The 12684-nt window shown below is 43.1% G+C and carries 13 protein-coding genes; 9 read left to right on the top strand and 4 right to left on the bottom strand.

Translation table 11 applies throughout. The annotated features are described in order from the left end of the window. The first annotated feature begins 273 nt into the window (after nt 1–273). The 8 genes from AB6C75_RS21510 to AB6C75_RS21475 all read left to right on the top strand — a co-directional run bounded on the left by AB6C75_RS21510 (nt 274) and on the right by AB6C75_RS21475 (nt 4033). Nucleotides 274–771 carry a DUF2867 domain-containing protein gene (locus AB6C75_RS21510; RefSeq protein WP_041472808.1) on the top strand — a complete coding sequence of 166 codons (498 nt, stop codon included), beginning with the start codon at nt 274–276 and terminating at the stop codon, nt 769–771. A 231-nt stretch (nt 772–1002) separates the two neighbouring features. Then, nucleotides 1003–1551, top strand: coding sequence for a GNAT family N-acetyltransferase (locus AB6C75_RS21505; protein ID WP_135382573.1), 549 nt, complete (start codon nt 1003–1005; stop codon nt 1549–1551). Nucleotides 1552–1735: 184 nt separating this feature from the next. Then, a complete protein-coding gene (locus tag AB6C75_RS21500) occupies nt 1736–2188 on the top strand; it encodes a hypothetical protein (RefSeq protein ID WP_372109180.1) in 453 nt (150 codons plus the stop codon). A gap of 110 nt (nt 2189–2298) precedes the next feature. Further along, nucleotides 2299–2631 (top strand): hypothetical protein, encoded by a 333-nt coding sequence (locus AB6C75_RS21495; RefSeq protein WP_009846781.1) that lies wholly within the window; start codon nt 2299–2301, stop codon nt 2629–2631. Between the two features lie 60 nt (nt 2632–2691). Further along, nucleotides 2692–2973: a hypothetical protein gene (locus AB6C75_RS21490; protein ID WP_009846780.1), complete on the top strand. Its 282-nt coding sequence runs from the start codon at nt 2692–2694 to the stop codon at nt 2971–2973. A 111-nt stretch (nt 2974–3084) separates the two neighbouring features. Then, entirely contained in the window at nt 3085–3333 is a 249-nt protein-coding gene (locus AB6C75_RS21485) for a hypothetical protein (RefSeq protein ID WP_372109175.1), read from the top strand. A gap of 114 nt (nt 3334–3447) precedes the next feature. Continuing rightward, a complete protein-coding gene (locus tag AB6C75_RS21480) occupies nt 3448–3780 on the top strand; it encodes a YnfA family protein (protein WP_372109174.1) in 333 nt (110 codons plus the stop codon). Nucleotides 3781–3814: 34 nt separating this feature from the next. After that, nucleotides 3815–4033: a DUF6434 domain-containing protein gene (locus AB6C75_RS21475; RefSeq protein ID WP_372109173.1), complete on the top strand. Its 219-nt coding sequence runs from the start codon at nt 3815–3817 to the stop codon at nt 4031–4033. 103 nt (nt 4034–4136) lie between these two features. Here the strand turns inward: AB6C75_RS21475 and AB6C75_RS21470 are convergent, their stop codons facing one another. The 4 genes from AB6C75_RS21470 to AB6C75_RS21455 form a co-directional block, all read right to left on the bottom strand. Beyond that, on the bottom strand, nt 4137–5657 hold the full coding sequence (locus AB6C75_RS21470; RefSeq protein WP_372109171.1) for an efflux transporter outer membrane subunit: 1521 nt from the start codon (nt 5655–5657) through the stop codon (nt 4137–4139). A gap of 2 nt (nt 5658–5659) precedes the next feature. Continuing rightward, a complete protein-coding gene (locus AB6C75_RS21465) occupies nt 5660–8779 on the bottom strand; it encodes an efflux RND transporter permease subunit (RefSeq protein ID WP_372109178.1) in 3120 nt (1039 codons plus the stop codon). 10 nt (nt 8780–8789) lie between these two features. Beyond that, on the bottom strand, nt 8790–9905 hold the full coding sequence (locus AB6C75_RS21460; RefSeq protein ID WP_372109169.1) for an efflux RND transporter periplasmic adaptor subunit: 1116 nt from the start codon (nt 9903–9905) through the stop codon (nt 8790–8792). A gap of 101 nt (nt 9906–10006) precedes the next feature. Beyond that, nucleotides 10007–10885 carry a LysR family transcriptional regulator gene (locus AB6C75_RS21455; RefSeq protein ID WP_372109167.1) on the bottom strand — a complete coding sequence of 293 codons (879 nt, stop codon included), beginning with the start codon at nt 10883–10885 and terminating at the stop codon, nt 10007–10009. 233 nt (nt 10886–11118) lie between these two features. Between AB6C75_RS21455 and AB6C75_RS21450 the strand changes: the two genes are divergently transcribed. Further along, entirely contained in the window at nt 11119–12678 is a 1560-nt protein-coding gene (locus tag AB6C75_RS21450; RefSeq protein WP_372109165.1) for a methyl-accepting chemotaxis protein, read from the top strand. The last annotated feature ends 6 nt before the right edge of the window (nt 12679–12684 follow it).

Below are 12684 nucleotides of genomic sequence, written 5' to 3'. Positions count from 1 at the left end.
ACTCTTTACCATGCTGTTCAAAAAACACTCACGAAAGATCAACACGCCCTAGTAATTAAGATCGAGTAACTGACTTTTAAGTATTGCCTTGCCATGTTGGTCTGCGGCATGAAGGCTAAAGTGTTTTTTAGTTAGAGTGATACCGCTGAAGTAAGAATCATCAGACATGTTACCTCCGGTGTAATCCCACTTAAGTGTGGCAGTTCCTCAGGAGGGGGAGTCCATATTATTCGCTATGGCGAATTGTCGACTTTTCATCATCAAGGAGAGTTTATGTCTATACCCAAGAAGTCACTATTGAGCGAGTATTCCAAAAATTCATATTTCTGTGATAGCTTTTCGAAAAAAATAAAATACAACAACCAAACTGCTATTGAAGTATTTCTTGAAATAGCAACTCAAACACCGACTTGGATTGCATTTCTGATGTCTACGAGAAACTGGGTTGTATCTAAACTCGGTTTAAAAAACTTGGGGGGTCTACAAGATGTATCCCGAGATAAATTAGGTTCAGAATATGTAGTAGGCGAACGAGTCGGTATTTTTACACTGGTCAGTTCAACTGAGAATGAAGTTGTATTAGAAGACTGTGATAAACATCTTAATGTCCGAGTTTCTTTTCTTATTGAGCCTGAAGGAGAAACCGCAATTGTTCACGCAAATACCGTGGTTCATGTGAACAATGTGTTTGGCAAGACCTATATGTTCTTCGTTACGCCATTTCATAAAATAATAGTACCAAGCTCCCTGAAAGGGTTAGAACAGGCATAACAAATAGGGATTGAGTATGAATACGATACTTTAATTGGGCAGGTGAAAGCTATAAATCAAGAAATATAGCTAGTAATTTGAGCAGACAGTTAACACTTGGCCGTTGCCGTTGCCGTTGCCGTTGCCGTTGCCGTTGCAGTTCGGCTTTGCTTTAGTGATTTAGATGGTAGATTTGAGTGTGTTTGGTTACGTTATTGGGCGTTAGCTTACAAAGATGAAAAGGAACGTTCGATGTTTAAAATTGAGACAAAGAGACTGATTATTAGGGATATGAATCCTAGCGATGAAGATGCCTTCGTAGCGATGTCTCAAGATGCTAAATATCAGCGTTTCTATGATGAAAGTGACTGTGATCCTATTAAATATAAAGAGTTAACCAACTTGTTTATAGCCCAGGCGTCTGAAGAACCAAGGAAATCATATCAACTCGCAGTTGAATATAAGAGCACAGGGCAGTTCATTGGTACTGTTTGTTTGCGTTTAGAAGACAATCAGCAAGCTTCAATGGGGTGTGCGTTTTCAAGATCGCATCAAGGTCATAAGTTAAGCAATGAAGCGGCTCTCGCTTTGGCTGATTTTGGTTTTTCAACATTGGGTGTACACCGCATTTATGCGGAGACAATCAGTAAGAATTTACCTGCCATTAAGCTTTGTAAGTCTTTAGGTATGCGTAAAGAAGCGCACTTTAGAGAGCATCGTTTTTTCAAAGGACGGTGGTGGGATACCGTAGTTCTGGCTGTTCTGCGATCCGAATGGGCCAAGGCATTACCAAGTAGCTAATGTAGATTCGATGTGCTTTATAAACAAGGCTTAGAACATGAACAAGGTTATTCTGCTTTGATACTTTGGTTAGGTCGTATCAAGGTAATGCTACTTGGTTTTGGGGAATCTGCTTTCATTACTTGCCACGATTATTGAGAAAGGCCACAGTAAGATAGCTGTTGGCTATGTAATTGGTTGTTCGTTGTCCATAGGAGATATAACTGTGTTTTATAGTAAGGAATACAACAAGGGGTTGTTGCTCATCCTTGTTTCGATAAGTGCTTTCATTGTCATTACGTCTGATAATAACCCCGGAACATTCATCGCTCACGCCATCAACGGGTTAATTGCTTTGCTCTTTTTCTCCATGACAATTGAGGTCAAAGGCAATGCATTGAGCTGGTATTTCGGTTTTGGTTTTTGGCGTAAGAATGTAGAAGTGTCAGACATAACGGAGACATCGTTTTATCAAAGCAAGTGGTATCAAGGTATTGGCATCCGCATGTTGAGCGATGGTTGGTTATATAATGTATCGATAGGTTCAGCGCTGAAGTTAAGCCTAAGCAATGGAAAGCATGTTTACATTGGTTGTAAGGATACAGACGGTTTAAATGCGGCCTTGAAAGCTGCTAACGAACAGATAACTCAAAAGTGATTTACGAGGCTTGGCACTTTTCGTTTAAAGTTTGACTAATGTTTAAGGTCGTATGGTTTTGGGGCAGTAGCGTTGCTCGGACCATAAACGTGAGGTTGACAGGGAGAGTTATGAATCAACAAGAAGCCTTTATAGGTTTTGCGGTTTATGGGCTTATCAGTAGCTCAATTGGCTTTTTTACGTTTTTTATTATCAAAGGTGCGAAGTACAAACAAACATTGTGGACTTTGCAGTCTGTTGTTTTTGGTATCTTCTCGATTGGTTTTATCTATAGCTCAGGTGGTAATGGGTCAGAATTATTGGTCTGGGTTCCGCTGGTTATCTTGACGTCTATTTACAATATCCACTCATTGAAATTTTGTGTTTCTTGTGGAAAAACTAACGTAAGAAAAAGAGGATTATCATCCATAAAATCATGTAGTGGATGTGGTAATGCTTTATAGTAAAACTACGATATACCAGACGTTTGTTCATTTTTAGTTTCAGCCTTAAAAGGAAGTTGTATGAATTTAGATAAAGCTAAAAAACGCATCGCAAAGCAGGTTAAAAAAGGCGACAACGGATACCCAAAAATCACGCTAGCGTATTACGGAACGACAAAAGATCTCGCAACGGAAGTTTCGGTTCAATTTATGTTGGGTGAGAGCGATGGTGTTCAAGAGGAGCGTTTCTCTTGCGAAACAGAAATTCGAGATAATGAGTTAATCCAGACAACGTTACTCAAGATAATCGAGCGAGCGAATGTTAACTCAGTGATTGAAGTTGAAGGCGTGACGGTTCTTTAGTTTACTTTGAATCTAAGCGTTTACTTATTAATATCGGTTTGGAACCTAATTCAGTCAGCGAACTTAGGTTATAACGAAACTGTCTATATACGTGCTTAAAGGAATAGGGAAATGCAAGAAAATGACACTGTATTACGATGTGGAAACTGCAATAAGGAAACGTCACACATCAGGTTAAGCGCGTCCGAAGTGAAGTTAAAACAGCAAGAGAAGAACAGCTTAAAGTCGCGAATTCTAAATATTGCATTCGGTGTGTTGTTGGGTTCACATAAATCAAAATCTAAAATTAGCTACTTCAAGTGCTCGGTTTGTCATACTGAGTACGATGATAGCGAAAGCGCTCCCCATGGTTGGGGCTAATTGACCTTGTTGTTATGAACAGAGGAAACGTTTAAGGCAGATTCCCAGCCTTTCTGGTTTGTCGAGCCTAGACGTTAACAGGGTATTCTGGATTTAAATAGGTAAAGGTAATTTGTGATTGAATTTAAAACGGTCGGTCTTTTTGTACTGACGGCAGTAGCTGAGATTGTAGGGTGCTATTTACCATACCTTTGGTTGAGAGAAGATAAGAGCATTTGGTTACTGATTCCCGCTGCGATAAGTCTCGCGTTATTTGCTTGGTTATTAACGCTTCATCCTACCGCGACAGGGCGTGTTTATGCTGCGTATGGCGGTGTGTATATTTCAGTTGCTTTGATGTGGCTGTGGCTTGTTGATGGCGAAAAGCCAACAACGTGGGATTTAGTTGGTGGTTCTGTGGCACTATTGGGTATGGCTATTATTATGTTTGGCCCTCGAAACGCATAACTCGTGCGTTAAGTGACAGGAAGAGATTAAAACCATGGAAAAGGTTGATTGGCACAAAAATCAGATTGATGATAATACAGTGATTACGAACAGCTACAAAACGACTCAGAACGTGCGTCGATATTTTAAGTCCAAGCTTGGTGAGCAGTTTAAATTCGACCGTGATTTTATGCAGTGGATGAACAATGCGACAGGGTTGACTATGGGTGATGCCTTGCAAGAGTGGGCGAAGCGTAATCACGTCGATAGTTAAGCTTTACGATAATACAGTAAAATACCTACCCACAAAAATACCGCCGATAATATCGGCGGTATTTTTTATTGAGCTTATCGTTCATGTTCTTAGGGCAATTGCCCTAGTTGATTGAAGCTAAATCAACTGTGTCAATCTCACCTTTTTGCTCATTAGCTACTTTCCAATCTCCACCTAAGGCTTTATATACTGCAATCGTAGTATTGGCGGTTTGCAGCTTGGCCGCTACTTGGCGATCTTGCATCGCTTTTTGTTGTCTTTGTGCGTCTAACACCGACAAGTAATCGACTAGGCCCGCTTTGTATAGCGACTTTGCTTTGTTCACCGCGTTATCGACGGCAAGGGTAGCTTCATCGATGCGCTTTTGGTTCTCTTGGCTACGGCCATAGGCAAACAAGCTTGAATCGACTTCTGCAAAGGCGCTGTCGACAGAGTGTTGGTAGTTAAGCGCTGCAGAACGGAACCTTGCTTCGTTCATTTCTACCATGGCTTCGCCTCGGCCACCATCGAATACATTCCAACTGATACCGGCAGAAGCAGCCCAACCCAATGAGTCGCTACTGAACAGATCATCAAAGCTTCCAGCCGTCACACCTGGCGTACCCGTTAGGAAGAACTTTGGATAGCGATTAGCAATGCTTGCACCAAGTTCTTCGTTAATGGCTGCCATTTCGCGTTCTGCGATTCGGATATCTGGGCGTCGTTCTAATAAGTCAGAAGGTAAGCCTGTCGGAATTACATCGTTCATTCGCGGAAGGGTGAATTCACCGACTAAACGTCGGTTTACGCTCGTGAGTGATTCGCCTAACAACACCGCCATACGTTGTTTGTGAACTTGCTCTGCTATTTCAAGTTGAGGAACAATAGATTCAGTCGCCGCAAGCATGGCTTTGGCTTGAGCAAGATCTAGCTCAGACCCGTAGCCGCTGCGAACCACTTTGGTGACCAATTCTAAAGTCTGCTTTTGGTCGGCTATGTTCTCTAGTGCGATCATTTTTCGCTCTTGCGCGCCACGATATTGCAGGTAGTTGTGAATGACATCGGCAGTGATCAAGGTGTTCAAGCCTGATTGGAATATCTCGGCTTGTTCAACTCGAATCGTCGCTGCGTTGGATTGTTTGTCGATACGTCCAAACAAGTCCATTTCCCACGCGATGCTCGCACCTAAGAATCCACCATCGTGTTGAGCTTCCAGCAACGACATGCCCGTTGCTGACTCAACCGCATCAGAGGCACCAAATACCGGGCCAAGTAGGGAGTCGTTCTCACTCAGTTGGTAGTTGTAATAACCACCACCGACGTTAATGGTCGGAACTTTGAACGACTCGACCACGCTTTTATATGAGTTCGCCATGTTGATTCGCTCAGCGGCCAGTTTAAGTGGGATGTTCTGGTTTTGAACATCGGCCACTAACTGATTTAGCGTAGGATCATTGAACTGTGTCCACCAATGATTGTGTTGTTCGTTTTGGCTCACGCCGTCTTGGTTCACATCAGCTTGACTATATAAGAACGTCTCTGCCATGGTCGTTTGCGGTTCTTCGTAATCTGGGCCAACCGCGCAACCTGTCAGCAACAAAGCGAGCGCTATAGGAGCTACTTTAAACTTAGTTAATGGATGCATGTTTATTGCTCCTTGTTGAATGAAGTTGTATTTCCGCTGTTTGAATGCTGAGGTGTTGCATCAAGCACAATCACTGCGTCTTTGATTGCTTCTGCTACTGTCTTTTTTTCTTCAGTTCGATAGAAAAGCTTGTACAGCGCAGGCATCACAAACAGAGACAACACGGTTGCTGCAGCTAAGCCTCCGATAATGGTTGCCGCCATCTGGTCAAACAGTAGGTCGCTTAACAACGGGATCATGCCAAGTGCTGTAGTAAGTGCCCCCATTGAAATCGCCATTGTGCGGTTCACGGTTGCTTCTTTGATGGCGTCAGATAGTGAGCGCCCGTTCTTACGTTCAAGTTCTATTTGGTCCATCAATACAATGCCGTTTTTGATGCTCATACCTGTTAACGTTACGGCGCCAATCAATGCCATAAATCCGAATGGTTTATCCAATAGCAATAAGCTGAATGTGGCACCCGTCGCTGCTAGCGGTAGGGTAGTGAAGATAATCACTGGTTGTTTGAATCCGTTAAACATCGCCACCAAGATGATGATCATTAACAAGATTGCTTTAGGTAGCTGTTTAAGAATATCGCTGACGGCTTTGTGCTCGTCGTAATATTCGCCACCCCATTCAAGGCTATAACCATTAGGCAAATGAATCGCTTCAATTTGATCTTTAATTGAGTTCCTCACCGCTGCTGGTGTGGTGTAACGACCGACACCTGCTTGTGCTGTGATGGTTTTTACACGGTCACGGCGCCAAATCATGGTTTCTTCGCTGCTTAATTCAAATCCATCGACAACTTGGCCAAGTGGAACACTGTGGATGCCCAACAGAGATCGTACGGGCAACGTTTCCAATGACTGAATCGAACTCTCTGTGCCTCGCAGTTGAATTGTGACCAGTTCATCGTTTAAGTTCATACGACCCAAAGGCATGCCTTCTGAAGCTCGCTTCATCGCGAACGCAATATCCGCACGGTTTATACCTGCAGAGCGCATCTTTTCTTGGTTGATGACAGGCTCAAATACTTTACTTTTCTGTCGCCAGTCGTCACGAACGTACTTGGTGTCCGGGTGTACTGCGAAGATTGCTTTTGCTTGCTCTGATAAGCCATGTAAGACCTCGGCATCAGGGCCTGAGAAACGAGCTTCAACGCTGAATTTATCCGCCGTCGCCAATTTTAAGCTTCTAAAGCGAGGGTCTGCGTTCGGAAACTCTTCCATTAACCATTTATCACCGCGTGCAATCAATGGGCTTAGTGACGGAAAATTAGTCGCATTAATCAAAATCTGACCATAGGCCGGATCGAACGGTTCTGGCTCTATAGTCACTGAGAAGCGAGGAGCACCTGCGCCAACATAGGTTGAAATACTTTCGACTTCCGGCTGTTCCAACAACCATTGTTCGATTCGCTTCATGTCTTCAGAGGTTTGTTCAACCTTGGCACCGTTCGGCAGCCAGTAATCTAGAAATAGGATCGGTCTGTCGGCTTGTGGAATAAAGTTAACGGCAATGTTCGGGATAGCTAATGCAGTCACTAATATCAACGGAACCAAAGCGCTCAATGCTTTAAGCGGATTATCGACAGTCCAGTTGACACTCTTACGGTATAAGCTGACTTTGGTGTTATCAGCTTGCTTGGTTGGCTTGATGAAGAACCAACACATCAAGGCCGTGAAGGTCATCGCGACTAGCCAAGACAGTAGCAATGACGACGCGATGATAAGGAATACCGAGCTTGCGAACTCAGCAGCATCGGTTTTTGAAAAAATTACAGGGCTCGCACCCATGATAGCGATAACTGTCGCACCAAAGAGTGGTGTTGCTGTCTCTTTAACAGAGTCAATCGCGGCTTTAGTGCGGTCGATGCCTTTGTTGATTTTCACAATCATCATGTCGGTGATGACAATGGCGTTATCTACCAACATGCCGAGGGCAAGAATGAAGGTACCTAGCGAAACTCGGTGTAAGTCAATCGAAGTCATGTTCATGTAGATAAGCGTCAACAAGATAGTCAGCAGGAGGCTCGAACCGACGATGGTTGCGCTTTTTAATCCCATGAATACCGACAAGACGATAAATACAATCGCGACACTTTCTAATAAGTTGCTTACGAAGTTGTCGATCGATTTCTGAACTTCTTCAGGTTGGTTAGCAACTGTCGCAATATCAACACCTAGTGGTAAGGTTGTTTGAAAATCGTTGACGATCTGATTGATTTCATCGCCAAGTGATACCACGTTAACACCGGTGACTGGGCTCATCGCTAACGTGACTGCAGGTACACCGTTGTAGCGGTTTTCTGTCATCATTGGCTCTTGGTAACCCATTGTGATGTCAGCGATATCGCCTAAGCGAATTAAACTGGTTCCCAATTCACTCACGCCGCCTTTGATCATCAGGTTTTTGATGTCGTCTAACGAACTGAACTCACTCGACTGTTGAACTCGGATTCGCTCAGTACCTACTGAAAACTTACCCGCATCAAACGTCATGTTTTGCGTATTCAACTGCGACCAAACTTGTGTGATAGATAGGCCGTATTGCGCCAACCTTTCATCGGGGATATCGATATGAACAACGCGTGGTTGAACACCATGCAGTTCAATCTTCTTAATACCATCGACGGTTTTAATTCTGCGTTGGAGCTCTTCTGCGTAACGTCTTAATTCTGCAGGCGATGCATCATTACTATGGATAGAGAAAAGCATGCCGTAGACTTCAGAGAATTCGTCTTGTACGACACTGATCTGTGCAGTTGAAGGTAGCAATAACTTCATATCAGACACTTTACGGCGTAATAAGTCCCACTCTTGAGGAAGTGCTTTTGAATTGAGAGACTCTTTTAGGTCGACAAATACCATCGACATGCCGGGGCGCGATAAAGATCGAAGCCTATTAAGTGTCGCCATTTCTTGGAGTTTGGTTTCGACGGTGTCGGTGACTTGTTGTTCCACTTCTTCCGCAGAAGCGCCAGGGTAGAGCGTTACAACGACGGCCGTCTTTATGGTGAAGCTTGGGTCTTCAAGTTTTCCAAGCTCAAAATAAGAAAACAGGCCTGCGATGACACTCAGTGCAGTGAAAAACAGGATGAAGGTGCGTTGTTTGATTGCAAAATCAGCTAGATTCATCATGGTTCACCTACAGGCTTTTAACTTGAATATTGGAGAAGTATTGTCCTTCCACCACGTATTGCGCGCCACTCACGACCACGAAGTCGCCATCGTTGAGCGTCGATTCAACACACACAGTATTTTCGGACATAGAAATCACATCCACAGTCACGCCATGAGCTTGTTCATTTTTAACAGTGAATACTTGCTCGATACCCGTTTGGTTGACTAACGCAGAATAGGGCAAACAGAAATTACTGCTCGCTTCTCCAAGTTGAGTCGTCAATGTGACCGCTTTTCCAGGTAATACCGATTTGTCAGTGGAGTCGACATGGTAAGTAACCGCATAGGTCTGCTTGATTGGGTGAGGTGACGTCGAAATTTCAGCGGCATAACCAACTAGTTTAGTCTCTGAACCATACCAATCTATGACAGAAGTTTGATTTGGTTTGAACTCATGAATCAAATTTTCAGGTACTTGGATTTTAACTTCAAGTTGATCTGGATTGTGGATTGTGAACACCGAAATGCCCGGCAGTACTTGTTCGTACTGGTCAAAATTGGATGCCGCAACCACACCATCGAAAGGGGCGAGCAATTGGGTATAACGAATCGAATCTTTTGCACGGCGTATATTCTGTTCTACGACTTTAACCGCCGCTTCACTTCGCTCGTACCCGCTGATTGCACGGTCTAGGTTAACATCGGCAATCGCATTATCAGCGATGGCTTGTTTTACTCGTACAAGTTCGGATGTCGCCAATTTGTGTGCAGATTTAGCTTCAAGGGCTCGTGCTTGTAACTCTTCTAACGCGACTTGATAGTCATGAGGGTCTAGTTGCGCAAGGGGTTGGCCTTTCTTTACTGAATCACCAACAGAGACCATCATATTTTGAATAGTGCCAGGCACACGAAACGCAACGCCAGCCGTTTCCGATGATTGTATCTTGCCAGTAAAAGACTTTTCAGCCGTATGTGAAAGAGGTTCAAGTTGAATCACTTGAATTGGTCGAGCTTGTTTTTGAGGCGCAGTCGCCTCTGAGTCATTACAGCCAAACAGGGCGGTTAAGCTTAGTGCAATGACTGTATATTTGAATATAGGTGTCTGTTGAAAAATAGATGAATGTTGAAAGATAGGCTTCATGGATTGCTCCTCTTGAATTTATGAAGCGATTCTATCTTTCTATTTCGTTAGGATAATCTAGCCTGCTCGTGAAACACTGTCACAATATTCATTACAATAAGTTAGAGTTTCGGAAGTTCTTGTAATAGAAAATCAATCAAAAGCTGTGCTGAATGGCTTAATGCTTTACGCTGAGGGTTGAGCAACCATGCTTCTTCTTTTTGAAGATTTTCGTCGGGGAATAGGTTAATCAAGCTACCGTCTTTGAGTTGATGTCGCACCAAAAGTTCTGGTAACAACGCGATACCTCTATGTCTAATAACACCGCCTTTAACAAAGCCAATGCTGTCACTGACGACCGAAGGTTCTACTTTGATGGTGTGATCTTTGATGTCCCATTCTTTATCGATGTCCCCACTTGGCCACCTGAAGCAAACAAATGGGTAATTAGTGAGCTCTCTTAGGCTTGAAGGCTTGCCTTGTTTCTCAATAAATTCAGGGCTTGCGACAAAAATACGTTGAAGAACCATCACTTTACGAGCAACCACGTTTGCGTCGCTCAACGTACCACCATGCATAGCGAGGTCTAACCCTTGACGGTACATGTCGACAAAGCCGTTACTAATGTTGCGAATATCAAGCTCAACTTTAGGATACATATCTTGGAATTTAAACAGAGTCGACTGCATGATATCGCTGGTTTCAGGCAATAGACCAATCTTAATTTGTCCGTGTGCAACCTCTGACAGGTTGGAAGCGACATGGTTTGCTTTGTCGAGCGCACTTAATGCATTGAGTAGTTCTTTGTAATAGAGCTCGCCAGATTTAGTTAAGGAGAGGCTTCGTGTGGTTCTAAAGAACAGTTGAATGCCGAGAGACTTCTCAAGGTCGTTAATTCTACGGCTAACGTTAGCTCGCGGAAGGTCAAGAGCATTAGCGGCGGCAGTAAAACTACCCAGTTCGACAACGGTAGTGAACAACTTAAGATCTTCGATTTTCATAGGGTTGGTTTCGAATTTGGGTATTGGATGACAACAGTTATCGTATATCAAATAGTACATAAAATCGAAAAAACAACGAATAATTAATAACCTATTGGTGTGTATGAGACATATGTACTCAGGTGACTTAATGAAAAACGAAATCACCTTATCGATACAATCAATAAGTACGGCGTTTATTTAAAAGTATGCATGATGTAATATCTTCGCGAATATAATGTTTGAGACTACTTATGTATAATTTATCTATGAAAATGAAGATGCTTTTGTCTGCAATTGTACCAGCGATGTTGGTTGCGATTGTGACTCTAGTCATTGTTATTAACTCCCAACTATCGGCTCTTGAATATGAAATTCAAGATTACCAAACGGTCTTAACCGATGAACGTAAGAACAATATTGAAGATGCAGCTACTATCGCTCAATCTGTAGTTGAAGATGTAGTTCGACGTTTTGGTACAGATCAAGAAGCGCAAGAAGCGGTTAGATTCGCGTTAAAAGAAGCGCGTTTTTCTAATGGCAGCGGATACTTCTTTGTGTTCGACGAAAATGACCACTACATTGTTCACAGTCTAAAGCCTCAACTTGAAGGTAAAGATGGCGGCGGTTTAAAAGATCCGAATGGCATCAAAATCACGGTTCGCCTACATGAACAGGCGACAAGAGGTGGTGGTTTCATTGAATACATTTACGACAAGCCAGGATCGTCTGTCCCTCAACCAAAAATTGCTTACGCTGCTCCTATTTCTGGAACGGGTTGGTTCTTAGGAACGGGTCTGTATATTGATGACATTGCTAAGGCTACAGAGGTTTACCGTCAAGAAGCCAGTGAGCGTATGCAAACGCAAATTTCAACAATTGTCATTACTGCGCTTGCATTAGTAGCCCTAACTTGTCTGATCATGTCTTATGTTGCTTCACGCATGATTGCCCCAATCAAAGACATGCTTAATACCTTTATCGACATTGCGAATGGTGAAGGTGATCTTACCCATAGAATTAATGTGTCGGGTACAGATGAAATTGGACAATTAGGTAAAGCATTTAACCAGTTTGTCGGCAAGCTCCACAATATTATTACTGATGTTTCGAAAGCTACAAATAATGTTACGACGGCCACTGACCAAATAAGTAGCCAAACGGTTCACCTAAGTAATCAACTTCAAGAGCACAACCACGAGACAGAGCAGGTGGTGACAGCTGTTACTGAGATGAGTAGTACAGCAAACGAAGTGGCACAAAGTGCTCATCAAGTGGCTAGTGCAACGAATGAAGCTAACAATGACGCTCATAATGCTCAAAACCTTGTGCAAAAGTCGACACAATCTATTGGCTCTTTAGAACAGAATGTAGTGACCACAAGTCAACACATGAATTCACTCCACGACCAGTCTAAAAAGATAGATGGTGTGTTACAGGTTATTGGCGAGATTGCAGAGCAAACTAACTTACTAGCACTAAACGCAGCGATCGAAGCCGCACGAGCAGGTGAGCAAGGTCGAGGCTTTGCTGTAGTAGCAGACGAAGTACGTAACCTTGCAAGTAGAACTCAAGGTAGTACGCTAGAGATTAAGACCATGCTTGATGAACTTCATAAGTTGGTTGAACAAGCGGTTTCTTCGATGGGTGAAAGTAGTAATACTTGTCAGGATGTTGTGACTTCATCAAATGATATATCAGCGGGTTTAAATGATGTTAGCACCGCTGTAGCCTCAATCAATGCAATGACCGACCATATAGCAACGGCTTTGTTGCGTAATTCAATGGAACTAAATCAAGAACCTACGATCTGATCAGCT

The organism is Vibrio sp. 10N.237.312.B06, assembly GCF_041464685.1.
Lineage (GTDB): Bacteria > Pseudomonadota > Gammaproteobacteria > Enterobacterales > Vibrionaceae > Vibrio > Vibrio tasmaniensis_A.
The sequence above is the reverse complement of the archived record's forward strand: the minus strand, read 5'-3'. Positions and strand labels throughout refer to the sequence as shown.